We start from the raw sequence: 24,620 nt of genomic DNA on the forward strand, positions 1-24,620 counted from the left end.
CTCAACCAAACCTCATGATTAAAAAACTACCCTTGTTGTTTGTTTTACTATTGGGCATGCTAAAAACCCAGGCCCAGGATTCGGTGCAGTACAGGATGATCCTTATTGGAGATGCCGGCGAAATAGATATGCAGCAAAGTGCCGTTTTAAAACATGCGGCCGCGAATGTGCTCAAAAATAAAACTTCGGTATTTTATCTGGGCGATAACATCTATCCACGCGGTATGGGGCTGCCCGGCAGCCCGGAAGAAGCCCAAACTCAAAAAATCCTGCAATCGCAATACCAGCCTATGCGGACTGCCGGTGCGCCTGTTTACTTTTTACCCGGTAATCACGACTGGGATAAGATGGGCCCGCTTGGCTTAGCCAAAATAAAGCGACAGTGGGCGTACCTTGATCAGCAGGGCGATAAACTGCTTAAAATGGTGCCTGAAAATGGCTGCCCTGATCCGGTTGAGATTAATCTTACCAATGAACTTACAGTAATAGCCTTTGACAGCGAATGGTGGTTATATCCATTCAATAAAAGTAACCCCGGTGCCGAGTGCGATTGCAAAAACAAAGATGATATTGCCGATAAGATCAAGCTGATTTTTGAACGTAACAAAGACAAGGTGATCATTCTGGCATCGCATCACCCGTTCCAGAGTTATGGTACGCATGGCGGGTATTTTTCGCTTAAGGATCATATTTTCCCGCTTACGGTGGTTAACAAAGATCTTTGGGTACCGCTGCCGGTTATCGGGTCGCTTTACCCGTTTTTGCGCTCCACATTTTCAAACCCCGAAGATTTGGGACATCCGCTATACAAAGAGATGATCAGAAAAGTGGATGCAGTTTTTGGCAGTTTTCCAAACCTGATTCACGTGGCAGGGCATGAACATGGTCTGCAGTTTATCAAAAGTAAACAGGTACAGGTGGTTAGCGGAGCGGGAGCTAAGCAAACCTATGCCATCAAAGGCAGATACTCGCTTTTTGCCGATGCTACGCAGGGCTACGTTATTGCCGATCTGTTGATAGATAAACGGATGCGTTTTACTTATTATATTGATAGCGAGCAAGGTGTTAAGCAGGTGTTTGCCTATACCCAACCTTATACCTCGGTAAAAAATGTTCCTGATACGCTGCATACACCTATTAAGGCCGACAGCATCATGGTTAGGGTACACCCTAAATATGATAGCGTAAGCAACTTTCACCGCCGATGGTTTGGCGAAAACTACCGCAAGGAGTGGGCCGCCGAAACTAAGCTGCCGGTGATCAGGCTATCAGAAATTCATGGCGGTTTAAAAGCCGAAAGTATTGGCGGTGGTTTCCAAACCCACTCACTTCGTTTAATTGATAAGGATGGGAAGGAATGGGTGTTACGTAGCGTAGAGAAACAACCGGAAAAGATCCTGCCCGATGAATTTCAGGAAACATTTGCCAAAGACTGGGTTAACGATGCCATGAGTGCCCAGCATCCGTTCTCGGCTTTGATTGTGCCGCCGCTGGCTACTGCCGCCCGTGTGCCGCATGCCAATCCGATAATCGGTGTGGTTTCGCCCGATCCTGTTTTAGGCCAGTATGCCCATATTTTTGCTAATAAAGTTTGTTTGCTTGAAGAGCGCGAACCGGGTGGCAAATCTGACAATACCGTAAAAATGATAGGCAAGATGCTGGAGGACAATGATAATACCGTAGATGGCGAAGAGTTTCTACGTGCCCGTCTGCTCGATCTGCTCATTGGCGACTGGGACAGGCATGGCGATCAATGGCGCTGGCGCGATGAGGATAAAGGGAAAGGTAAATTTTATACTGCCGTCCCGCGCGACCGCGACCAGGTATTTTACACCAACCAGGGAGTATTGCCAACCATAGCAGCGCAGCCATGGATCGCGCCGAACCTGCAGGGTTTTAGCGGTGAAATTTACAGCGTAAAATATTCCTTATGGAAAACCATGTTTATGCAACGATGGCCGTCGGTACAATACAGTCATGAGCAATGGACAAAAATTGTCGATGATTTTGTTGCTGCCGAAACGGATGAGGTGCTGGAAGCCGGTTTAAGGCGCCTGCCCGAATCATCATATAAACTAAGGCATGATGTATTGCTGAAACAATTGAAAGAACGCCGCGCTAATATCCCGGCGGAAATGGAGTATTACTACAAGTTCATAAATAAAATAGTTGATATCCATGCCTCAAATAAAAATGAGCTGGTAACGGTAAAGGATGAACCTAATGGCAGCCTGAATGTAGTAATTAATAAGATCAATAAAAATGGTGAGGTTAAGGATACCCTTATGAACCAGAGTTATCACCCGGATATTACCAAAGAGCTTCGTATTTATGTTGGCGGTGGTGATGACAAGGTGGTGCTTGATAACGCTACTTCGCCAATAAAACTGCGGTTTATTGATAGTACAGGGACTAAAACGTACAATATTGTAAAATCGCGTAACACGGTACAGCTTTATGACCGTGGCAAAAAGTTGAACATAACCGGCGACGAATCAAGCGTTAACAAACATATCAGTAAGGATAGTGCCAATACCTCATTTCTGCGGGTTAACCTTATGAATGTAATAGCACCGCTGGCCAATATCTCTTATAACCCGGATGAAGGTGTACTGCTTGGTGCTGGTTTTAAATACACACACCAGGAAGGCTTTCAAAAATTGCCTTATAACGATGTGCAAACGGTATTTGCCAGTCACTCGTTTAGTACAAAGGCTTTCAAATTTAGTTACAGCGGTGAGTGGATCCATGCTTTTGGTAAAGCTGATTATTTAATGAATGTCCAGTTTGACTATCCGGACAATATCAACTTTTTTGGCAGAGGTAACGAGACACCATTTATTAAGATTGGCGACTATCGTAAATATCATCGTACTCGCTTCACTAATCTTACGTTTAGTCCGGCTTTCAGGTGGCGCAATGAATCGGGTACTTCTGTAACCGTAGGCCCTGCGTTTCAGTACTATAAATTAAATATTGATGACAATACAGGCCGATTTATTACATATCCGTTACTGACAAATGCGCCCGACAGTTATACCTTTGATAAAACAAAAATACATGCTGGTGTAGTTGTTAATTTTATCAACGATAAACGGAATGACAAGGTGCTCCCGGCGTGGGGAAGCTTTATTAATATCAAACTACAGGAGTTTAACGGTTTAAATAACAACTCCACAAGTTTTGCTCAGCTTATACCCCAGGTTGCTTTATATAAAAGCCTGAACGCTAAAAGCACTATTGTTTTAGCCGATAGGGTAGGTGGCGGTATCACCATTGGCAAAACGGCCTTTTATCAATCGTTGTTTTTAGGGGGGCAGGATAATTTATTAGGTTACAGGCTTTATAGGTTTGCCGGTCAGCACAGTTTTTATAATAACCTGGAGCTGAGGATAAAATTGAGCGATTTTGCAAGTTATATAGTTCCCGGCCAGATAGGTGTTATCGGATTTTATGATATAGGCCGGGTTTGGGAAAACGGGCAAAGCTCAGATAAATGGCACAACGGCACCGGAGCAGGTTTTTATGTAGCGCCTGCACGACTGGCAGTCATTAAAGTGGTTGCCGCTTACTCTGAAGAAGGATGGTACCCTTATCTTTCAACCAGTTTCAGATTTTAATAAAGGGTGAAATTGTAATTTAAAAATGCACACAGAAGTACTCAATATAAGCAAAAACGAATGCACTATTTGCCAGGTTGAAACATGCCTGACATTTAACCCGTTCGTTGCGCATTTAAAAGAACGGATTGCTACCGAAAAAACGCTCAAGAGCGAGTTCTATCGCTATGTTTTGGAGCGTTTTGAGCATGATATATGTATTGACCTGGATATGCGGCCAACCGATGCCGAAAAATACCGGGAAATGCTGGAGCTCATTTACTCCATACTCACACCGCCAATAGCCAACGAAAAGGAATTTCACTGGGCACTGAGCACACCGGTACCTGATAAGATCTTTTTCAGTACCGAGGCTTTTTATGAATTTCACTCAAGCCACCATTCCAATTTATATACGCTGAATGTATCCAAGAACGAAATGTTCAGCGACAGGCAAAAACGGTTTATTTACAACCTGATCCTTGAGCGGATGTATGGCTTTTCATCAGCAATGAAAAATGAATTGCTGTTTTCATACCAGGATCCCGAAACAGGCCTTTCGCGATATTTTAATATTCAAACTGATGCCCGTTTTGTAGAGATTGAATTGAATGGCGAATTGCCCGAACTTAGTTTTGATACTATTGAACCCTATTTACATTCACACACCAGCCTCGAGTTAATTGAAAAGGCAATACCGCTTAATATTTTTAAATTTAAAGGATTCTCAATAATTACATTAACAGATGTAACGCTAACCCACGCGCTTGATAGTATCCGTACTGAGTTGGTAAATCATTCGGCAAATGAAGAGGAGCAGTATGCCCACATCATCAGTTCGCTTAAATCTCTCGCCGAAAGCCCGGGTATTGAGTTTGGGCTGATGCCTTTTTTAACTATCAATAACGAGCCTATATTTGACAACGACGAATGCTCCAGGAGTATTCTGCTTAAAGCTGCCAAAGATTTCAATCTTGCTGAAGAGACTTTTGATGCTGTTGTTGAAGATTACAACCAAAACCCCAGGCCTATCTTTTTCAATTCCATAACCGACGATAAGATAGGTAAATTCCCCTTTTTACAGGTTTTGAAACAAGCAGGTATTAAATCGTACGGCATTTTTCCGGTGTATTATAACAAGAAGAATGTGGGTATAATGGAAGTGTATTCTTATAAGGAAATTGTTTTTTATGAGAAATTGCTTTCAAAATTACAGGCCACCATTCCGCTCATAGCGCAGTTGCTTCAAAACAGCATCGATCAGTTTGAGGCACGCATTGCAGGGGTTATCAAGCATAAATTTACCTCGTTGCAACCATCTGTTCAATGGAAGTTTAATGAGGTAGCGTGGAACTATCTTAAAGAAAAAAGAAAGAAGAAAAAGAGTCCGGAAATTGAAACGGTATCATTCAGTCATGTTTACCCATTGTTTGGTGCAATTGACATCCGTAATTCTACAGTTGAGCGAAACAGTGCGCTGCAGGAGGATTTAAAAAGCTTGCTTAGCATACTGATTGAGACCCTGCAGGTTTTAAATGAACATATTCATTTAAGCCTTACCGGGAAGCTGGTATCTAAATGCGAGGAGTGGCTTGAACGCATCAGCGGCTACATTACTACCAACGATGAGTTGATGCTGGACACCTTTCTGCATAATGAGGTTAATCCGTTTCTGGAACATTTCAGAAATAATTATCCTGCCGAAAGAGAAACAATTGATAAGTATTTCGACGCGATGAACGAAGAAACCGGTGCTTCATTTGAGCACAGGCGCAATCTCGAAACATCCATGCAACTAATCAATACTTCCATTAATCAATACCTGGAGCAGGCTCAGACCGAAGTACAGGAATCATTCCCATGTTATTTTGAAAAGTTCAGAACTGATGGGATTGAGTATGATATTTACATTGGACAATCAATAGCGCCTCAACGTGTTTTCGATACGCTGTACCTTAAAAATATTCGTTTGTGGCAACTAAGGTCGATGGCCGAAATTGCCCGGATGACGCATGATCTTGGAGATCAGCTTTCGCGCCCGTTGCAGACTACGCATTTGATATTCATACATTCAAATGCCATAGATATCAGTTTCAGGAATGATGAAAGGCGTTTTGATGTTGAGGGGGCTTACAATATCCGTTACGAGGTGATCAAAAAACGTATTGACAAGGTTTTGATAGCAGGTACGTTTGAACGCCTTACCCAGCCCGGCAAAATAGCAATGGTTTATTTTAACCCAACCGAAGCTGCTGAATATGACGAATACATCAGGTACCTGCAAGTGCAGGGCTATTTGCTTGATGATCTGGAATATCTTGAACTGGAAGAATTGCAGGGGGTTACCGGCTTAAAGGCATTAAGGGTTGGGGTTAATTACCAGTTGCCGTTATTGAACAAATGAAGCTGAAAGCTTAAGGCTGAAAGCCCAAAGCGAAAAGAAACAAGTAGAGCTAAAAGCGTAAGACTGAAAGCATAAAGCGAAAAGAAATTAATATGTGCAGAAGCTAAAAGCCCTATGCTTTGGGCTTTTAGCTTAATAAGATCGCTTTCTCTATCAATAAACAGGGTGGTAACACATCAGCATTTGCCAATGTCAGTTTTTTATTGTAGCAGTTGCTGAGATCATTGTTTAATCAAACTGTTCCTGCAGGCGTACCAGTCTGTCTATCATTAGGTTTAGTTTTTCCTCTTCGTTTTTAAACATACGTGGTTTTAAATAAAACGTAGTGAACAGAAACCATACAACAATTGAGCTATAAGTTACCAGTTTAAATGCTAATGATGAGTGTTCAAGTACCTCGACAAAGTACATGGCCAGCCCTGCGCTTATCATGAGTATATAGATATAATAAAACCAACCTATTACCTTCGACCGGCTTTTTTGATACTCTTTAAGGCTGTGCAAATATTCGGTTGGATTTAATGTAGCATCCTGTTTGCTCAGGATATGGTAGTGCCTCAAAATTAAAGAGAGGTACATGAGCATAGTAACCAATACTATTAAAATACCTACTGTAGTTACAGTTGATTTAAACGCCAGAAAAAATGTAACAATAAACGCGAATGCCGCGATGACCACCATGGCCACTATAGTCCGGTACAACTTAGTAGTTATGCTGCGGATTCCCTTCTTTACCTGCTTCAGTACTTCATCCACCGAAAGCTGATCTGGTTTTGGCTGTCCCTGCCAAACCGACATCAAATGATCAAAGTCTTTCATACTGGTTATATAACTCCGTTAATTTTTGTTTAATACGATAAATTTTCACCCTCAAATTCCCCTCTGATATACCCGAAATTTCAGCAATTTCGGGGTACGGTACCTCATCAAGTACCATGGTTATAATAATCCTTTCCGATTCTTCCAGTTTTGAAATACATTTATAGAGCAAAGCAACCTGCTCGTTTTTATCCGATAGTTCCTCGCGTTTTGTTTCAGCTAATTGTGGTGTAAGTTCGTCTTTGGCCTGGCGTTTTTCCGAGCGCAAATAGGTTAAACAGGTATTTACAGCAATGCGGTAAATCCAGGTTGATATCATAGCCTGGTTACGGAATTTCTCTAAATTTTGCCAAACCTTTAAAAAGGTTTCCTGTAACAGGTCGTTGGCGGCATCGTCATCGCCGGTATAACCATAGCACAGATGGAATATCTTTTTAGAATTAGCTTCATATATCTGCTTGAATGCTGCTTCTTTGTTGGCCACTTCAGTTAATTTTATATTTAGACGATGTTAAGCTTTGTATGTTACAACAAATGATCATTCTTTTTAAACCAACCCAGCTTGCTCTCGGCATCGCTTATTAATTTATTGTAACTGTCCTGGTAATCAAATTGTAAGTCTTCATGGAGTTTATTGATCAACCCACGGATCTTTTCAACCTGCCTTGTTAATATCAGCCTTAAAGGTTTATATGATGTGCGTCTGTCGGCATATTCGACGTAATTTTCGCAAAAATTGATCAGTAATTCGATCTCGGCACCTTTTGAGGCCATGAATTTAGTGTACTTACTTAACAGTCTCAGTATTTTACGCATGCCTTTTGCAGCGTTGTAGCTCAATGACGATAGCTGACTGAACATGAACCCGGCTTCGGCCTTTACCTTTTCAACAAAGGCAGCTTCATCATGGGCCTCAAAAAGCAGGTAGGCCAGTAATTCCTTATTTTCTTTTTTGTACCGGGCCAGGCGCAGCATTAATTCGGCCAGCTGCTCATTAGGCAGGTGCTGAATTTCTTTTTTTATATGCTGTAATCCGTAGGTTGTGGTACTCATGTTGTAAATAAGCGGGCAAATTACTAATTGTTTAAATATTCTTTCACGAATGACTTTGCAGTTCAATAAAATTAAAACGAATTACACGAATGCAGACGGGACTACTATTCGTGCATTTCGTTTTAATTCGAAATAATTAGTGGAGAAATTACAACACGACTTCTTTGAGGCGATAATTTTGTTTCTTCATTTAACTTAATCATAAAATAGAATATTCCGTTGCCTGTTTAAACCGCCCGTAAATTTTGTAGTTTTGCAGGCTTATTAAATTAAATGAAAAAAAGCAGACTGACGCTCTTCATTTTTATCGCACTGGTATTGGGTGTGATAGCCGGTTATATTTATAACACTTATGTTTTTGCAGATCTCAATAAACAGCTTAGCACTGCCGGTGCAACTATTAAAAGCATCGACAAAAGTATAGAAGCATTATCCGATACTACCGTATCAGCCTATAAAGATCTTAAACTGCAAAGAATAGCCCAGGTAAAACTTCAAAGCCAGGCTACAGATGCACGGGAAGATAAACTTGAACTTTACAATATCCTGAGCAAGATTTTCCTTAACCTCATTAAAATGATCGTTGCCCCATTGGTGTTCACCACACTGGTGGTAGGAGTAGCCAAGGTAGGGGATATCAAGGCCGTTGGCAGGATTGGCGGTAAAACTATGCTTTGGTTCATCAGCGCAACACTGGTATCCTTATTATTAGGAATGCTGCTGGTTAACCTGTTTGAGCCGGGTAAAACCATGCACCTGCCGCTCCCTGATAGTCATTTAAGTACAGGTATCAAAAAAACGGCATTGTCATTAACAGAGTTTGTTGGTCACGTTTTCCCCAAAAGCTTTATAGAGGCGATGGCCAATAACGAGATACTGCAGATTGTTGTGTTTTCTTTGTTTTTTGGCGTAGCTACCGCTGCAATAGGCGAGCAGGGTAAAATAGTGATCAAAGCGATGGATGCCTTTGCCCACGTGATCATGAAGATTACCGGTTATGTAATGAAAATGGCCCCTTTGGCTGTATTTGGCGCCATAACTGCCGTAGTGGCCAAGCAGGGAATAGGCGTACTTTCAACCTATGGCATTTTTATCAGTGAGTTTTATTTTTCGCTGATCGTACTTTGGTCGGTAATTATATTGGCTGGGTATATTGTATTAAGAAAACCGGTATTCAGGCTGCTTAACAGTATTAAAGATGCCATGCTGATAGCATTCAGTACATCAACAAGTGAAGCGGCATACCCTAAAGTATTGGAAGAACTGGAGAAATTTGGCTGCAGTAATAAAATAGTGAGCTTTGTATTGCCATTGGGCTATTCATTTAATTTGGATGGTTCCATGATGTACATGACATTTGCATCATTATTCCTGGCGCAATCATATGATATTCATCTTTCATTCGGGCACCAGTTATCAATGTTATTGGTGCTGATGCTTACCAGTAAAGGTGTGGCCGGTGTACCGAGGGCTTCGCTGGTGGTTATCGCAGGTACGCTGGCTATGTTTAATATCCCGGAGGCTGGCTTGTTTTTGCTGATTGGTATTGATCCGTTACTTGACATGGGCCGTTCTGCTACTAATGTGCTTGGTAATGCAATGGCTACGGCGGTAGTAAGCAAGTGGGAAGGTGAAGAGGTTGGTACTCAAATAATAAGAGAATAAAACAAGCGTTATCGCTGGTAATTATCAGGGGAAACCTTGAAAAAGCAGTGATGCCGTATAAAATACATTTTAGGGATAGTGCAAAGGCCGCGTTAGGGATTGCAGTGTAAAGCCCACAGCGTGCGCAGGGATGCGGGCAAGAAAAGCGAGGACTTGTAACGGAAAGCCCGGGCCGCAGGTAACGCCCACATTTATAAATAGAAATAATAATCAATAACTTACAACTACGTCGTTATAAAGAACATAGACAATCGACCAAAGAGGGCTCATAATATCTATAAATCAATTATAGCTATTAATGAGCCCTGATAAACAGAGTCACTCTGTATGGTTCGCGATTGCTTCGTACCTCGCAATGACATAATGGAAAAATAATTTCACAAATTCAATAACCCACTAATTCAATAATTATACATGTCTCCCCGTTTAAAAAAAGTATTCCTGATCATGACTGTTGTGGTACCGTTTATACTGTACTGCGTTTATTATTATGGTATGATGATCAAGAATGCACCTTACCGTTTCGTTGATTTCGAATCGATCAGTTTTCAATATGGTTATAAGGATAGCCTTGTTAATAAATATGACTCGCATACCGGCATGTTTCAGTACCTCGACAAACGTGATTCGCTGGTGAAAGAGCATTTGCGTTTAACCAAGGATGATCTGCTATACCTGCACCGCAAGGCTGCTGACCTCGGTTTTTGGGATTTTCCGTCGAAAGAAATTGGTGATACATCGGCCACGGCTTCAAAAAAAGCTGTTAGGTATATCATTGAGTTTAAATACAAGGAAAAAACCAAGCGCGTGATTTTCGATAGCGATTATTTTGGTAACCCTAAACTGATTGATGCCAATCAGCGGTTGATAGACGAGATAAAGAAGAAACTCACTGATGTTGAAGATCGCGGTAAAAAATAAAATATTGGGATGTTGTTTATTAAATAATCAATCCCTATATTTGCACCTCGAAATTTAAAACAATATTTAACAAACATGTACGCAATAGTAAGTATAGCAGGACAGCAATTTAAAGTTGCTAAAGACCAGCAGATCTTTGTACACAGGCTACAAGGCGATGAAGGCGCTAATATTGAATTTGACAGTGTATTGTTAGCAGAAAACGAAGGTAAATTCAAATTAGGTTCTGATTTGAAAGGCGCTAAGGTATCGGCTAAGATCGTGTCACATTTAAAAGGTGATAAAGTAATTATCTTCAAAAAGAAAAGAAGAAAAGGTTACAAAAAGAAAAACGGTCACCGTCAGCAATTTACCAAAATTGAGATCACCGGTATTACATTATAATTAAAGGTTAAACCGGAGTTGTTCTGCAATTCCATAAAAATATAAGAAATGGCACATAAAAAAGGGGCCGGTAGTTCCAGAAACGGTCGTGAGTCACATAGCAAACGTTTAGGTATCAAGATTTTCGGTGGTCAGCCAGCAATTGCAGGTAACATCATTGTACGTCAGCGTGGTACTAAACACAACCCAGGCTTAAACGTTGGTCTTGGTAAAGATCATACTTTATTTGCACTGGCTGAAGGTATTGTAGTTTTCAAAAAGAAAGCTGATAACCGTTCATACGTTTCAGTAGTTCCGTTTGAGGCTGAAGTTGAAGAAGTAGCTGCACCTGCACCAAAAGCTAAAAAAGCCGCTGTAGCTGTTGAAGTTCCTGCTGCTGAAGAGGCTCCAAAAGCAAAGAAAGCTGCTGCACCAAAAGCTAAAAAAGAAGAAGCTGCTGATGCTGCTGAAGAAACTGTAGCTGAGTAATCAGTTAACAAATATTAGGATATAAAAAATCCCGGTCAGTTTTGATCGGGATTTTTTGTTTTGAGGTTATTCATTAGATGAGAAGCAAACGGTTATAGGTATACTATATACTACCCTGACTGGTTTGCCATGAATGAGGCCAGGTTTCCATTTAGGCGAACGGCCGATATATTCGATATAAGCCTTGTCCATTGCGCTATTTCCGCCACGAATTGCTTTAACATGGGTCAAACTTCCGTCCTTTTCTACAATCATTTGTATGATAACCCGGCCCTGGGTATTTTCAGTTGTATCTAAGGCTGGCATTTTCATCTTTGAAAGATAAGCACCCAATTTTTCTAATCCTCCGGGAAACTCAGGTATCTCGTCAACTTTCGTATAAACAGTTGTATCAGGTTTGATTCTTCCTTTTTTTGTTTTGCTTTGGGCAAAAACAAAAAAAGGAAGAATAATCAAGCCAAATACAGACAGGTACTTCATAGATTATTCAATGATCAATTTCTTTACATAATAAGTATCTGGGTTGATAATCGGCATGTTTTTGCTTGTTATTGATATGCTCTTCAGCGCAAGTCTTGAGCGGAGAAATGTGTGGTGGGAGACTTGTGCTTTATTGGATAGGTACAAAATATTCATTCCCGTAATCGCCGCACAACACTTGCGCCAAATATAATATTTGAAATTATCGCTCTTTTATCTCTTTTACAGCAACCGGCATATCGTTACCCTTTCCAAATGATACCGGTACAGAGTACAGACAACGTACGGTTTGGCCATTTTGCTGAGCTGGTTTCCATTTAGGGCTTCTTTTTACTATGTCGACGGCAAGCGAATCAGTTTCAGCAGTTAATTCTTTGGTTACATGGGTATTGGTTACACTGCCATTCCTTTCTATAACGAAGGTAATAATAACTAATCCTGAAGGCTGGTCTTTAAGCGAGGCCTTTTTTATAATATTCGATATATACTCTTTAAGTTTTTTAGCACCACCAGGAAATTCCGGAAGTTGTTCAACCTCAGTATAAACAGAGGTGTCTATCTTCGCTGTTTGCGCTTTAACGGTGGATAATAACATTACAAATAGAAATGTGATAAGTAGGACATGTTTCATCTTGAGATAGTAGAACTTTATTTTATTCAATAATCAGTTTCTTCAAATAATAGGTATCCGGATCAATAACCGGCATTGTCTTGCTGGGTATTGTGATGCCCTTTTTATCAAGTGTATACCGTTTAGTAATACCATCTACCGTGATATCAATTGGCAATGGCATATCAATGTTTAACAACTGAACCTGGTATTTATCGCCTCGCTGGGCTTTTATGTGCACTTCCAGTTTATTAATAGAATAGATATACAGATCGAATAACGGCTTCAAATCCTGACCCGCAGCCTTGCTGAAATACTGCATCACATCATCGGTACTTGCCAAATTGCTGTAAGTATAACGCGGATCGGTAACGAAACCTTTAAGGGCAGGGAAGAAGGTGCTATCGCCCATAATATACCTGAGTGTGTGCATAAAAAATGCGCCTTTGGCATAAATATCACCGTTGTATGCTGATTCTTCATCAATATCTTTCCCGATAACAAGCGGGATTTTATTGCCGAATGAGAGTGCTGAATTTTGGAAGAATTTGATATAAGCTTTCTCGCCTTCAAATTCCCTTACATACAGTGCGTCGCCATAGGTACAAATGCCTTCGTGGATCCAGTAATCGGCCCAATCTTTAGCAGTTACTTTATTACCCCACCATTCGTGACCAAACTCGTGGTGCATCAGGCCGTCATAATCTTCACCGCCGACTTTGGTATATTTAAATTTGGCGCCATAAGCATTCATTGTTTGATGCTCCATACCCAGGTGAGGGGTTTCAACAATGCCTATCTTTTCTTTTGCCCAGGGATATTCGCCAAAGTATTTCTCCTGTTCTTTGATAGTTTTTACAAAAATATCCAGGTGATGTTCGGCTTTGGCGGCATGTTCCTTTAATACATAAAACTGGATGGGAACCTGGTGCCCGTCAACGGTTGTGTACGGACGGGTCACAACGGTATAATCACCGGCATTAAACAGTATACTATAATTGTTGATGGTATATTTGGTTTGCCAATGGAATGTTGCTGTTCCCTTCTGCTTAGTAATACCTTTTAATAATCCCGGTCCGGCAACCACCAAATCTTTAGGGACAGTGATGAACATATCTACACCCTCGTTTGGTTCGTCGGATGGATGATCTTTACAAGGGAAATATAATTTGCCGCCTGTACCTTCGGCGGTAATAGCCATCCATTGATGTCCTGTTGAGTCACGGGTCCAAATAAAGCCATCATCCCATGGCGGATGGCGGGCAACATGGGGTTTGCCCCCGTAAATTACCTTTACACTTACTTTGCCGGCGGGCAATTCTTTAGAGGGGTTAATGGTAATAAGGTTGTTCTTATATTCAAATGGTTCCTGTTTGCCATTTACCAAAACTTTGCTGATGCGTAATGAATCCAACAGATCAAAAAGTAAAACTTTAGTTGGCTGGGCCATGATCACATCAATGGTGGTAAAACCATCAATAGTTTTCTGTACGGGGTCGACGGCAAGTGAAATGGTATAATGCCGCACATCCATGATGGCCTGTTCCGGTTTCAATTTTCCGCCTGAGGTTAAGGTTTGGGCATTTGTAAAAGCTGCAAAAAGCAGCATTGTTATAATTAATAGGCTGTTTTTCATTTTAATGCTTCGTTTATCTGGCGTCGTATAGATCAAATCTTATAGGTATTACATATTTTGAGCTTACTGCCTTCCCGTCCAGTTTTTCAGGAAGCCAATTTGGTGAAAGTTTGATAACTCTCAGTGCTTCATCCTTGCATTTAGGACAGATGTTCTTTAAAGATTTGATATTTAACGCTTTAATATTAGTTAGCCTTCCATCTTTTTTCACTACGAAAGACACAAAGACAGTAGTTGCATAGTCGGTGCCATCGTCAGGTGGAAATCTCAAGTTTTTTGTTAAAAATTGGCTTAAGGCTTTATTTCCACCGGGAAATTCTGGTTGTGTTTTTATAAGTACAGACTTCTTAAAAGTATTTATATCAGTTGTTTGAGCTTTTGCAGCAATGGTACCCAGCATGAAAATTGCCGTAAGTAAAATTTTCTTCATCTAATTTTCCTTAAGTGAAATTTACACTAACGGTCAATTAACTTTTGTACTATCTAAAACCTGCACTGCCTGCATGGTGAAAAATTGTATTGGTACGGTGTATTTTGATTTGATAAAATGACCATCGCGCATAGCCGGTATCCATCTTTCTGAAAGCTTAATTACCCGTAACGCCTCTTTGTTAAATGGATCACTCATGCCTTTAACCACTTTTACATCGGTTAAACGGCCATCGCTTTCAACAAAAAAGCTTATGGTAACAATGCCTTCTCCTCCACTAACACTTTCAGGCCATTTTAAGTTTTTGTTCAAAAATTCATGAAAAGCGTTATTGCCACCACGAAAGTGTGGCGGCGTAAGTTTTTGGGCGTTGGCGTTTATTGAACAGATCAGGATGATAAGGATGGGTAAAAGTTTCTTCATCCTTAAATATAAATTAATTCTCCCTCACCAGCAAGCCATCGGCAAAATCGCGCAGGTACTGCTTATGATCTTCAGGTAAGTTAATGGAGTCAAGGGCGGCAAAGGCTTTGTCAGCATAAGTTTGCATGGCTTCTTCTGCGTGTTGCCTGATATTAAGCTCATTGTAAATATCAGTTATCACTTTAACCTTTTCAGCGCTGTCAAATTCGGTTGCGCTTAGCCAATGACTTAGTGTTTGTATCTGTGTGTCTTTAGCCAACTCAAGGGCTCTGATAAGCAAAAAGGTTTTTTTATTGGAGATGATATCACCTCCAACCTGTTTGCCAAACTTTTCAGGATCGCCGTACACGTCCAGTATATCATCCTGTAACTGGAAGGCTATGCCCAGGTTTACGCCAAAGGCATCAATCAGATTGGCATCGGTTAAAGCAGCTCCGCCAATAATAGAGCCTATTTTTAAAGTGCCGCCCAGCAATACTGCTGTTTTAAGGCGGATCATGTTGATATACTCTTCAATACTTACGTCGTTGCGTTGCTCAAAGCTCATGTCAATCTGCTGACCTTCGCACACACCGGTTGCGGTATCATTGAAAACATCAAGTACCCTGCGCAAAATGTTGTCATCAACCTTCATCATCATGCGGTTGGCTTCAACCATCATCGCATCACCCGAAAGGATAGCCACATTGGCATTCCATTTTTCATGAACGGTTGCCTTGCCACGGCGAAGAGGGGCTTTATCCATAATGTCATCATGCATCAGCGTGAAGTTGTGGAATACTTCTATAGCCAGTGCGGGCTCAATAGCTTTATCAACGTCACCGCCAAAAAGATCGCAGGCCAGCAGGAGCAAGGCAGGGCGCATACGTTTGCCGCCAATAGATAAAATATAGCTTATCGGCTCGTACAAATCGGCCGGGTAAGCCGGGTAGCTTAATTTGCCTACCGCATCAATTATTAGTAACTGTAACTCTGTAAGTTGTTTCATTTATTTAGGGGGAACCCTGATTTGCCCGATTTTAGGATTTCCTGATGTGATTAGCAAGTTTTTTGATCAAGCAATCTTATAATCAAGTAAATCATGGTTCATTATTCTTGTACCAGTGAAAAATCTATCTGCTTTTTGGTTAGGTCAACCTGTTTTACTTTGATCTTTACTTCATCGCCCAGCTGATAGATCTTCTTTTTACGCTGACCGATGATGGCATAGTTTTTTTCGTCCAAAGTATAAAAATCATCCGAAATATCGCGCAGGCGAATCATGCCTTCACATTTGTTTTCGATGATCTCTACATACATGCCCCATTCAGTAACCCCCGATATGATGCCCATAAAGGTATTGCCAACCTGGTCGCGAAGATACTCAGCTTGTTTATATTTTACTGATGAACGTTCTGCATCGGCAGCCTTTTTCTCCATTAAAGAACTGTGCGAACATAGTTTTTCATAAAACTCGGCATTTGCCGACTGACCGCCATTTAAATAATGAAACAGGAGCCTGTGTACCATCACATCCGGGTAACGACGAATAGGCGAGGTAAAGTGCGTGTAGTGATCAAAAGCCAAACCGTAATGACTGCTGCTTTTGGTTGTATAAATAGCTTTGGCCATTGAGCGGATAGCGAGGTGTGTTAACACGTTCTGCTCTTTTTTACCTTCCACATCTTCCATCAGGTAATTAAGGGATTTGGCTGTTTCCTTGTCAGATTTGGTGTTGATCTTATAACCAAACCTTGCTGCAAACTGGGCAAAGTTAGCCAGCGCGTCGGGTTTGGGCGAATCATGCACACGGTAAACAAATGTATATTTATGTTTTCCTTTGCCCATTTTGCTTACCCGCTCAGCTACTTTACGGTTGGCCAGCAGCATGAAATCTTCAATGAGTTTGTGGGCATCTTTACGTTCTTTCACATAAACGCCAATTGGCTTGCCGGTTTCATCAAGTTTAAATTTAACCTCGGTGGTTTCAAAGCTGATGGCGCCGTTTTTAAATTTGCGGTCGCGCAGTTTATAGGCCAGTGCGTTAAGCTTAAATATTTCTTCCTTAAAATCACCCTCGCCGGTTTCTATTACTTCCTGTACTTCTTCGTAGGTAAAGCGTCTGTCGGAGTAAATGATGGTTTTGCCATACCATTCGGTAATGATATTGGCGTTTTCATCCATCTCAAACACTGCCGAAAAGCAAAGCTTCTCTTCTTTAGGGCGAAGGGAGCAAAGCCCATTTGATAATCTTTCGGGAAGCATCGGTATCACCCTATCCACAAGGTATACTGATGTTGCCCGGTCCAGAGCTTCTTTATCCAAAGCCGAATCTGGAATAATGTAATGTGATACATCGGCGATATGAACCCCCACTTCGTAGTTGCCATTTTCCAGTACACGATAGGATAGGGCATCGTCAAAGTCTTTGGCATCAAACGGGTCGATGGTAAAAGTTGTAATGTTGCGGAAATCACGGCGTTTAGAGATTTCTTCGGGCGTGATCACGTCCGGAATTTCTTCAGCATCATGTTCTACTTCGGCAGGAAATGCCAGCGGAAAACCATACTCGGCAAGGATGGCGTTCATCTCCGTGTCGTTTTCACCCTGAGCACCTAAAACATGCTTGATACGGCCGATAGGGTTTTTAGCCTCCGTTGGCCAGTCGGTAATTTCAGCGACAGCTTTAATGCCATTTTTAGCCCCGTTCAATTCGGAGATAGGAATAAAGATATCGTGCATCATCTTGCGGTCATCGGGGATGAAGAATGCATAGCGCTCCGACAGTTTTACAATACCTGTAAACTCCATTTTAGCGCGCTGCAGGATCTCGATAACCTCACCTTCCTTATGCTTACCCTTGCTTTTGGCATATACATAAACTTTTACCCGGTCGCCGTTAAGGGCGGTGCGCAGTTTACGTGGAGCGATGAAAATATCGCTTTCAAATTCATCATCGGTTACGATAAAGGCCGAACCATCGTTGGTAAGATCTACCACACCTTCAATAAAAGTTTTAAGTTCGAGCAGCTGGAATTTGCCGGGAGCGATCTCTTTTAGTACGGATTTTTTAACCTCGTCCTTTAAAATATCGTAGATGATCTCGCGCGATTCGGGATCGCGAACGTTTAATTTAGCAGAAACCTGTTTATAGTTGAGTGGCGTATTGCCGTTTTGTTCAAATATATCAAGTACCATTTGGGTAAGTACCTGGTGTATAGAAGAGTTGTTTTTCTTGCGTTTAGACATAGAATAGTATTTGCATCAAAGATACTGAATTTTGTATACCCCTTCCTGGCCTAAGATCGATGGATAAAGCTGTTTTAATCAACCGGGTATCGAAGCTATCAGCCTTTTGGTATATTCCTCCTTCGGGCGATAATAAATATCATCAGGATAGCCTGTTTCTACTATCTCGCCCTTGTTCATCACCATCATCCTGTCGGAGATATGCTTGATTACAGCCAGATCATGAGATATGAAAATGTAGGTAAGCTTAAGTTCGTCCTGCAGTTCGCGGATGAGGTTCAACACCTGGGCCTGTACCGATACATCAAGTGCCGAAACCGATTCATCACAAATGATAAACTTAGGCTGAAGCGCTAACGCCCTCGCTATTACGATCCGTTGCCTTTGACCGCCCGAAAACTCGTGAGGATAGCGGTTAAAATGTGCGGGTTGCAGGTTAACCCGTTCAAGCAATTCAATTACTTTACGTTTTCGGGTAGCATCGTTATTGTAAAACTGATGCACTTGCAAGGGTTCCATAAGTGATTGCCCAACGGTGAGTTTAGGGTTTAATGACGAATAAGGGTCCTGAAAAATGATCTGGATATCCTTCCTGATCTGTCGCAACTCATCCTTTTTAAGTTTACGGAGATCGGTACCCTCAAAAGATACTCTGCCCGATGTAGGTTCAATCAACCTTAAGATGCTTCGTCCTAAAGTGGTTTTGCCACAGCCCGATTCGCCGACGAGGCCTAAGGTTTCGCCGGGATATACTTCAAAGCTTACATTGTTTACCGCTTTTACAACATGATCTTTTCGTTTAAAGAGTCCTGTATCTGTGGGGAACCATGTATTTAATTTCTCTGCCTTTAACAGCGGCTGCTGTTCATATAGTTTTCGTTTTCTTTCGGCAATTTCAACATCCGGATAATGATATAATTCCCTGATGCTTTCGATGGTTAATGCCGGTTTATCTTCATTCAGGAAATCGGCTACAACAGGTAGCTTTTTCAAATGCTGTTGCGGCGAAGGGCGGCATGCCAGTAAGCCCTTGGTGTAGGGATGTTTAGGGTTTGCAAACAGATCATTTATCGTAGCTTCCTCCACAATTTCGCCTTTGTACATTACCAAAACCCGGTCGGCAATTTCTTTGATCACCCCCAAATCATGAGATATAAAGATCAGGCTCATGTGCCGTTCGGCTTTGAGCTTATGCAATAATTCAATAATTGTTTTCTGTACGGTAACGTCGAGCGCTGTGGTTGGCTCATCGGCAATCAAAATCTCCGGGTTACAGGCCAAAGCCATAGCAATCATTACCCTTTGTTTTTGTCCGCCTGATATTTGATGAGGATAGCTATCAAATATCGCTTCGGGCCGGGGTAGTTGAACTTCGTTGAACAGGTTGATGGTTTTTTGTTTGGCTTCGGCTTTACTCACCCCCAAATGCAGCCTGATTGCCTCCGTAAGCTGAAAGCCGCAGGTGAGCACCGGGTTAAGCGATGTCATCGGTTCCTGGAAGATCATGGCCACCTGGTTGCCGCGTACATGCTGCATTTCATCTTCAGATAATTTGCACAGGCATACGCCGTTTAAAAGTACCGAGCCTTCAATTGCAGCCTGATCTTCGTTCAGCAAGCGCATCAATGCAAGTGAAGTAACAGACTTTCCAGACCCCGATTCGCCTACAATACCAATAGTTTCGCCCTTATTAAGTGTAAAAGAAATTCCTTTTACCGCGCTAAACTGGCTTTTGCCATTTTTAAAACTAACTGACAGGTCGGTTACTTGAAGCATTAGCCTACTATGGTTATAAATTCGTCAGGTATCAGTTCTTCGCCCCTGTAGCGCCTTAATAATTGTGCTGTGGCAACCACATCCTTTTGGCAGTAAGCACAAATTCGCTCTAATTGATTTTCCTGCCAGTAAACCCGCCCCACATCGCTGCCGTCGATATCGTCTTTAGGGGTAGGGATATTAAAAATAGTGCTGAGTAGATTTAAAGAGGTATAGTGTTTATGATCACCAAACTTCCACAGCTCCATGGTATCCAAATGGGAAATTTCCCAGGGTTTTTTACCTGCTATTTGTAACTGCTGAGGAAAAGGCATGCCGTTTACCAATAACCTTCGGCAGATATAGGGAAAGTCAAATTCTTTACCGTTATGAGCACATAAAATAAGGTTAGCAGGCTGACTGAAAAGCAGGTTGCAAAATTTGGTAAGCAATTCCTTTTCATCATGTGATGCAAAAGATTTTACCCGCAGGCCTATATTCTTGCCGGCAGTAAAGATCCCGGCCGAAATGCAAACTATTTTACCAAATTCGGCCCAGATGCCGGCACGCTCGTAATGGGTGTCGGCAGCTTCGTCTTTGCGCTGATGCCGGGTTTTTAGGTCCCATAAAACCTGCAGATTTTCGGGCACTTGTTCGTGACTGCTGTATTGGGGTACAGTTTCAATATCAATTACCAGTATATTATGCAGGTCGTATTGTTCAAGCATCCCGTTAAAAATTACGGAAGCAAGATAATGATAATGTTATTAGATAATAACGATAGGGATTTAGTTTACAGAAAAATTAAGAAGGCCAAAACCGCGTTTTATTTCTTCAATATTTCAAACCCTATGCTGATTGTATTGCCATTGCCGTCAACCAAAGTGAGGATATGTTTGCCCGGAGGCGGGTTTAAGGCCATTTGATGAAAGTCTTTGGTTTCGCCAACGTATTGATCATCCAAATGCCAAAATATTTTCATCCCCGGCTGGCGGTGGGCAGCGTTGCAGATCATGCGGCCACGCGTGCCATCAGCCTCGAGGGGAACATATATTTTAGCGTCGTTTTTGGGGTAGATCACTTCCATGGTGTTCCCGTTTTCGGCCTGGGCGCAATCCGCGCGAAATGGCGGCAGTACATGATATTGATAGTTTCTGGCTTTGTAATAGTATTCCATAGATGGCGGCAGCACAAACCAGCTTTTATTGAGGATATTATCCGGTGGTTCGCAATTGCCGTTTACCTGCCATTTGGCATCGGCTGATAAATGAACCAATTGATGGTAAGGGCAAACCGGTGCTTTTAAGCCGCTTTTAGGTACATATTGTTCGTCAACATCCTGGCAGTATTGTCCCGCACGATAACCGCTTTGTCTGCATACATTTATTTTTACCATTTCGCCTATGGGCATCTCAAACCAATCACGCGATACAGGCAATAGCCTGAAGATCTCAAACAGGGCAGGGGCGGCTGTATTTATACCTGTTAATCCTGGTCTGCCTTCACCATCAGTATTGCCAACCCAAACACCAACTACATATTTGGGTGTAACTCCAATGGCCCAGCCATCCCGAAAGCCAAAGCTTGTTCCGGTTTTCCAGGCAACACGCTGGCTTGAGCTAAACTGCTGCCAAAGCATTTCCTCGCCCGGGCGCATAACTTCTTCCATAGCCTGGAAGGTATAATAAATGGAAGCCGCATCCAATAACCCTGATTTTTGAAGTTCCAGTCGGGTACTTACCTTTTTTTCGTAAACCGGATTATGAAAATCGGCAGGATTATACTTGCCGTTGTTTTTGTTGTAATGATTGAGTACACGAGCCATATCTGCATAGGCACCACTTAATTCCCAAAGTGTGTTTTCGCCTCCGCCTAATATTAATGAGAGGCCGTAGTGATCAGCGGGTTTGGTTAATGTGGTGATCCCGGCTTTATGCAAGAAATCATAAAAGCGCTCGTATTTATATTGCTGCAGCATTTTAACTGCCGGTACATTTAACGAACGGGATAAAGCCCGTGATGCAGGTACGGCTCCATCGTAACCCAGGTCAAAGTTTTCGGGATGATAACCAGCTATCATGGTAGGTACATCGGGCATCAGGCTGTTGGGTAATATCAGGCCGTCGTGCAGCATTGCAGCGTAAAGCAGCGGTTTTAAGGTACTTCCGGGACTTCGGGGAGCATCTATTACATCAACATCGCTTTCCATCTGTGGATCTTCACGATGGGCTATATTGCCCGCATAGGCAAGGGTTGAACCTGTTTCAACGTCAAGCACAATAGCTGCTATATTGTTGATATCATTCGCTTTTAATAAACTATGGTGTTGCTCCAGGATATCATTTACCTGCTGTTGAAGCGATGATTTGATACTGCTTGTAATGCGCGTATCTCCATCGGGATTTGCCTGGTGGTCCGCTTTAAAGCGTTGCAGCAGGTGCGGGGCGAGCTGGGGTAAAGGCATTGGTCTGTCGGGTACTGGTTCCAACCGGGCGAGGGCCGCAGTGGTACTGTCGATAATACCCGCTTTATGGAGCTTGTCCAATAACGAATTTCGTTTGCGGAGCAATATAGCCCTGTTCCGGCCGGGGTGAACTAACGAAGGAGAGTTGGGCAACACAGCCATAGCCGCCATTTCGCCCCAGGAAAGCTTATCCGGACTGCGGCCAAAATACCGCCATGACGCGGCATCCAATCCAATAACATTGGTGCCAAAGGGCGCATTGCTGGTGTATAAAGCTAAGATTTCGCCTTTGCTATAGGTTATTTCAAGGCGCATGGCCATGAAAATTTCCTTTAGCTTGTTCCATATGTTGCGTTTATGTTTGGTAGCCAGCCTGATCACCTGCATGGTGATGGTGCTGCCGCCGCTGCTAACTTTTTTTGAGTTGAGGTTTTGTTTGATGGCCCGACTGAAAGCAACAATATCAAAGCCGGGATGGCGCTCAAAACGTTTATCCTCAAAAGTGATAATACATTGTTTAAATTTTTCAGGCACATCGGCATTATAAGGGAAACGCCATTGCCCGTCGCTGGCGATGGATGCCCCAAGTAATTGACCCTGATCATCATCAATTACGTACGACGTTGGACTATTAAATAAGGGCTTGGGCAAACAAAACCAAAATATGAGGGTTAAAACAAACAAAAAGAAAAGCGATGCTATTACTTTAGGCTTTTTTAAATAACTTTTAGCTCGTTTTAGCACAAATTGCATTACTAAATATAAAAATATTAAGCCAGTTCAGGTTTATACAACTATAATTGTGGCAATAATACAATAAATGACGATACAAAAATTATCAATTATTATCCCGGCTTATAACGAAGGTAATACCATACATTTAATTTTAGACAAAATTAAAGAGGTAAACCTTATCAATGATATTGAAAAAGAGGTGATCATTGTAAATGATTGCTCAAAGGATGATACAGAAGCTGCCATTTATAAATATAAGCTTGGTAACCCTGATGTTAATATACAATACTTTAAACATGAAGTAAACATGGGGAAGGGGGCCGCTTTGCATACGGGCATCTCAAAAGCTACCGGGGATTATCTGATCATCCAGGATGCTGACCTTGAGTATGATCCTGCTGAATATAACGATTTGTTAAAGCCCGTTGTAGCAGGCTTTGCCGATGTGGTATACGGTTCGCGGTTTATGGGAAGCAACCCGCATCGTATCCTGTTTTTCTGGCACACCATAGGTAACAGGTGGCTTACTTTTGCCTCAAATTGGTTTTCAAATCTTAACCTTACAGATATGGAAACATGCTATAAGTTATTTAACACTAAGCTTATTCAATCTATTAAACTTACCGAAAAGCGTTTTGGATTTGAGCCCGAGGTTACCCAGAAAATTGCCCGTGTTCCCCGTATAAGGATCTATGAGGTAGGTATTTCGTATTATGGCCGTACCTATGAAGAAGGTAAAAAGATAGGATGGAAGGATGGCGTAAGGGCCATTTACTGTATCCTTAAATTCGGTTTATTTAAATCAAAGTAGGTCGATGTCGTAAAACCGGATTGCAACCTGATCTTCACTTTCATAGGCCAGCGTGGCCAAATTGTTATCGTCAAGTTTGAAAGTTATAAGCTTAATTTCTTTAGATGAATTGATGATCTTATTGTTTATCTGGTGATTACCATCTAAAGAAGGAATGTCTTTAAGACGCTCGTCCAGTCCCTGGCTCGTGAGTTTGGTAATGGCTTCTTTACGGGTCCAAAGGAGAATGAATTTTTCTTCCGGGTTATTTTGATTAATGAAACTGATTTCATCTTCGCTAAAATTATCGGCAAGGATTTCTTTATAGGCGAATGAACGATCAATTTTTTCTGTGTCGATACCCACTCCGGTTTTTGATACAGCTATGGTTACCCACTCATCCGAATGGGATACATTATAGTTGACCGTAGCCCCGGTAGTTTTTACAAAAGGCTTTTTATTAGGGCCAATGTCAAAACGGAGGTCTTCGGGTTGCTGGCCGAGATATCTGCCCAAAATGATCCGCAGAGCACCGCGGCTCATCACAAAACGCTGCCTGTCTTTTTCCTGGTAATATCTGCCTGCCCGGTTTATTTCATCGGGCAGCAATAATTTAGTAAGCTCCCCGATAAATGAAAGATGATTGGCTATGTTAATTCTCCATACATCAACATGAGCGCCTGTAGTGAGGTTTAGGTCCTGCTGCCATTCAACATTGTCAAGATAACGGATTTCAACCTTTACTAAATCCATAGC

At 41.9% G+C, this 24,620-nt stretch carries 21 protein-coding genes; 7 read left to right on the forward strand and 14 right to left on the reverse strand.

Annotated features, from left to right (window positions below; all coding sequences use genetic code 11):
- The first annotated feature begins 14 nt into the window (after positions 1-14).
- Positions 15-3,620 (forward strand): BamA/TamA family outer membrane protein, encoded by a 3,606-nt coding sequence (locus BMX50_RS17015; RefSeq protein ID WP_091211719.1) that lies wholly within the window; start codon positions 15-17, stop codon positions 3,618-3,620.
- Positions 3,621-3,645: 25 nt separating this feature from the next.
- Positions 3,646-6,003 (forward strand): GAF domain-containing protein, encoded by a 2,358-nt coding sequence (locus BMX50_RS17020; RefSeq protein WP_091211720.1) that lies wholly within the window; start codon positions 3,646-3,648, stop codon positions 6,001-6,003.
- Positions 6,004-6,231: 228 nt separating this feature from the next.
- Here the strand turns inward: BMX50_RS17020 and BMX50_RS17025 are convergent, their stop codons facing one another.
- The 3 genes from BMX50_RS17025 to BMX50_RS17035 are packed head-to-tail and all read right to left on the reverse strand — an operon-like array spanning position 6,232 to position 7,875.
- Positions 6,232-6,822, reverse strand: a complete 591-nt coding sequence (locus BMX50_RS17025) for a hypothetical protein (protein WP_091211721.1) — start codon at positions 6,820-6,822, stop codon at positions 6,232-6,234.
- Positions 6,809-7,306, reverse strand: a complete 498-nt coding sequence (locus BMX50_RS17030; RefSeq protein WP_090525007.1) for an RNA polymerase sigma factor — start codon at positions 7,304-7,306, stop codon at positions 6,809-6,811. Before BMX50_RS17030 ends, BMX50_RS17025 begins: the two co-directional genes overlap by 14 nt.
- Before the next feature lie 41 nt (positions 7,307-7,347).
- Positions 7,348-7,875 (reverse strand): hypothetical protein, encoded by a 528-nt coding sequence (locus BMX50_RS17035; protein ID WP_091211722.1) that lies wholly within the window; start codon positions 7,873-7,875, stop codon positions 7,348-7,350.
- A 273-nt stretch (positions 7,876-8,148) separates the two neighbouring features.
- On the opposite strand from BMX50_RS17035, the gene BMX50_RS17040 reads away from it, so the two are divergent.
- The 4 genes from BMX50_RS17040 to rpmA all read left to right on the forward strand — a co-directional run bounded on the left by BMX50_RS17040 (position 8,149) and on the right by rpmA (position 11,313).
- Positions 8,149-9,540: a dicarboxylate/amino acid:cation symporter gene (locus BMX50_RS17040; RefSeq protein ID WP_091211723.1), complete on the forward strand. Its 1,392-nt coding sequence runs from the start codon at positions 8,149-8,151 to the stop codon at positions 9,538-9,540.
- Between the two features lie 414 nt (positions 9,541-9,954).
- Positions 9,955-10,461 carry a hypothetical protein gene (locus BMX50_RS17045; protein WP_208864731.1) on the forward strand — a complete coding sequence of 169 codons (507 nt, stop codon included), beginning with the start codon at positions 9,955-9,957 and terminating at the stop codon, positions 10,459-10,461.
- A gap of 75 nt (positions 10,462-10,536) precedes the next feature.
- Complete coding sequence (gene rplU / locus BMX50_RS17050; protein WP_091211724.1) at positions 10,537-10,845, forward strand: 50S ribosomal protein L21; 309 nt, start codon at positions 10,537-10,539, stop codon at positions 10,843-10,845.
- Positions 10,846-10,893: 48 nt separating this feature from the next.
- Positions 10,894-11,313: a 50S ribosomal protein L27 gene (rpmA, locus tag BMX50_RS17055; protein ID WP_091211725.1), complete on the forward strand. Its 420-nt coding sequence runs from the start codon at positions 10,894-10,896 to the stop codon at positions 11,311-11,313.
- A gap of 66 nt (positions 11,314-11,379) precedes the next feature.
- Here the strand turns inward: rpmA and BMX50_RS17060 are convergent, their stop codons facing one another.
- From BMX50_RS17060 to pbpC, 10 genes are all read right to left on the reverse strand, one after another.
- The gene (locus BMX50_RS17060) at positions 11,380-11,793 is read right to left on the reverse strand and encodes an energy transducer TonB (RefSeq protein ID WP_091211726.1); all 414 of its coding nucleotides are present in this window, start codon (positions 11,791-11,793) and stop codon (positions 11,380-11,382) included.
- Between the two features lie 202 nt (positions 11,794-11,995).
- On the reverse strand, positions 11,996-12,388 hold the full coding sequence (locus tag BMX50_RS17065) for an energy transducer TonB (protein ID WP_167667976.1): 393 nt from the start codon (positions 12,386-12,388) through the stop codon (positions 11,996-11,998).
- 58 nt (positions 12,389-12,446) lie between these two features.
- Positions 12,447-14,039 carry a M1 family metallopeptidase gene (locus BMX50_RS17070; protein ID WP_091211728.1) on the reverse strand — a complete coding sequence of 531 codons (1,593 nt, stop codon included), beginning with the start codon at positions 14,037-14,039 and terminating at the stop codon, positions 12,447-12,449.
- Positions 14,040-14,052: 13 nt separating this feature from the next.
- Positions 14,053-14,469 carry an energy transducer TonB gene (locus tag BMX50_RS17075; RefSeq protein WP_091211729.1) on the reverse strand — a complete coding sequence of 139 codons (417 nt, stop codon included), beginning with the start codon at positions 14,467-14,469 and terminating at the stop codon, positions 14,053-14,055.
- 33 nt (positions 14,470-14,502) lie between these two features.
- Positions 14,503-14,892, reverse strand: a complete 390-nt coding sequence (locus BMX50_RS17080) for an energy transducer TonB (RefSeq protein ID WP_091211730.1) — start codon at positions 14,890-14,892, stop codon at positions 14,503-14,505.
- A 13-nt stretch (positions 14,893-14,905) separates the two neighbouring features.
- Entirely contained in the window at positions 14,906-15,880 is a 975-nt protein-coding gene (locus BMX50_RS17085; RefSeq protein WP_091211731.1) for a polyprenyl synthetase family protein, read from the reverse strand.
- 101 nt (positions 15,881-15,981) lie between these two features.
- Positions 15,982-18,120 carry a ribonuclease R gene (gene rnr, locus BMX50_RS17090; RefSeq protein WP_091211732.1) on the reverse strand — a complete coding sequence of 713 codons (2,139 nt, stop codon included), beginning with the start codon at positions 18,118-18,120 and terminating at the stop codon, positions 15,982-15,984.
- A 78-nt stretch (positions 18,121-18,198) separates the two neighbouring features.
- Positions 18,199-19,896, reverse strand: a complete 1,698-nt coding sequence (locus tag BMX50_RS17095; RefSeq protein WP_091211733.1) for an ABC transporter ATP-binding protein — start codon at positions 19,894-19,896, stop codon at positions 18,199-18,201.
- On the reverse strand, positions 19,896-20,603 hold the full coding sequence (locus BMX50_RS17100) for a 3'-5' exonuclease (RefSeq protein ID WP_091211734.1): 708 nt from the start codon (positions 20,601-20,603) through the stop codon (positions 19,896-19,898). The genes BMX50_RS17095 and BMX50_RS17100 overlap by 1 nt, the downstream gene beginning before the upstream one ends.
- Before the next feature lie 98 nt (positions 20,604-20,701).
- The gene (gene pbpC / locus BMX50_RS17105; RefSeq protein WP_091211735.1) at positions 20,702-23,092 is read right to left on the reverse strand and encodes a penicillin-binding protein 1C; all 2,391 of its coding nucleotides are present in this window, start codon (positions 23,090-23,092) and stop codon (positions 20,702-20,704) included.
- 67 nt (positions 23,093-23,159) lie between these two features.
- On the opposite strand from pbpC, the gene BMX50_RS17110 reads away from it, so the two are divergent.
- Positions 23,160-23,885 carry a glycosyltransferase family 2 protein gene (locus tag BMX50_RS17110; RefSeq protein ID WP_091211736.1) on the forward strand — a complete coding sequence of 242 codons (726 nt, stop codon included), beginning with the start codon at positions 23,160-23,162 and terminating at the stop codon, positions 23,883-23,885.
- Here the strand turns inward: BMX50_RS17110 and BMX50_RS17115 are convergent.
- A complete protein-coding gene (locus BMX50_RS17115; protein WP_091211737.1) occupies positions 23,877-24,617 on the reverse strand; it encodes a 4'-phosphopantetheinyl transferase family protein in 741 nt (246 codons plus the stop codon). The two genes, BMX50_RS17110 and BMX50_RS17115, sit on opposite strands and share 9 nt — an antisense overlap.
- Positions 24,618-24,620 lie beyond the last annotated feature (3 nt).

Origin of the sequence: Mucilaginibacter gossypiicola, assembly GCF_900110105.1 — a bacterium.
GTDB lineage: Bacteria > Bacteroidota > Bacteroidia > Sphingobacteriales > Sphingobacteriaceae > Mucilaginibacter > Mucilaginibacter gossypiicola.

Bases quoted from the DNA above. Each gene is read 5' to 3' on its own strand.
- BMX50_RS17110 (WP_091211736.1), top strand. From the start codon at position 23,160: ATGACGATACAAAAATTATCAATTATTATCCCGGCTTATAACGAAGGT.
- BMX50_RS17065 (WP_167667976.1), bottom strand. From the start codon at position 12,388: ATGTTATTATCCACCGTTAAAGCGCAAACAGCGAAGATAGACACCTCT.
- BMX50_RS17015 (WP_091211719.1), top strand. From the start codon at position 15: ATGATTAAAAAACTACCCTTGTTGTTTGTTTTACTATTGGGCATGCTA.
- BMX50_RS17080 (WP_091211730.1), bottom strand. From the start codon at position 14,892: ATGAAGAAACTTTTACCCATCCTTATCATCCTGATCTGTTCAATAAAC.
- BMX50_RS17100 (WP_091211734.1), bottom strand. From the start codon at position 20,603: ATGCTTGAACAATACGACCTGCATAATATACTGGTAATTGATATTGAA.
- BMX50_RS17070 (WP_091211728.1), bottom strand. From the start codon at position 14,039: ATGAAAAACAGCCTATTAATTATAACAATGCTGCTTTTTGCAGCTTTT.
- rplU (WP_091211724.1), top strand. From the start codon at position 10,537: ATGTACGCAATAGTAAGTATAGCAGGACAGCAATTTAAAGTTGCTAAA.
- BMX50_RS17115 (WP_091211737.1), bottom strand. From the start codon at position 24,617: ATGGATTTAGTAAAGGTTGAAATCCGTTATCTTGACAATGTTGAATGG.
- pbpC (WP_091211735.1), bottom strand. From the start codon at position 23,092: ATGCAATTTGTGCTAAAACGAGCTAAAAGTTATTTAAAAAAGCCTAAA.
- BMX50_RS17020 (WP_091211720.1), top strand. From the start codon at position 3,646: ATGCACACAGAAGTACTCAATATAAGCAAAAACGAATGCACTATTTGC.
- BMX50_RS17095 (WP_091211733.1), bottom strand. From the start codon at position 19,896: ATGCTTCAAGTAACCGACCTGTCAGTTAGTTTTAAAAATGGCAAAAGC.
- BMX50_RS17040 (WP_091211723.1), top strand. From the start codon at position 8,149: ATGAAAAAAAGCAGACTGACGCTCTTCATTTTTATCGCACTGGTATTG.
- rpmA (WP_091211725.1), top strand. From the start codon at position 10,894: ATGGCACATAAAAAAGGGGCCGGTAGTTCCAGAAACGGTCGTGAGTCA.
- BMX50_RS17085 (WP_091211731.1), bottom strand. From the start codon at position 15,880: ATGAAACAACTTACAGAGTTACAGTTACTAATAATTGATGCGGTAGGC.
- BMX50_RS17060 (WP_091211726.1), bottom strand. From the start codon at position 11,793: ATGAAGTACCTGTCTGTATTTGGCTTGATTATTCTTCCTTTTTTTGTT.
- BMX50_RS17045 (WP_208864731.1), top strand. From the start codon at position 9,955: ATGTCTCCCCGTTTAAAAAAAGTATTCCTGATCATGACTGTTGTGGTA.
- BMX50_RS17035 (WP_091211722.1), bottom strand. From the start codon at position 7,875: ATGAGTACCACAACCTACGGATTACAGCATATAAAAAAAGAAATTCAG.
- rnr (WP_091211732.1), bottom strand. From the start codon at position 18,120: ATGTCTAAACGCAAGAAAAACAACTCTTCTATACACCAGGTACTTACC.
- BMX50_RS17075 (WP_091211729.1), bottom strand. From the start codon at position 14,469: ATGAAGAAAATTTTACTTACGGCAATTTTCATGCTGGGTACCATTGCT.
- BMX50_RS17025 (WP_091211721.1), bottom strand. From the start codon at position 6,822: ATGAAAGACTTTGATCATTTGATGTCGGTTTGGCAGGGACAGCCAAAA.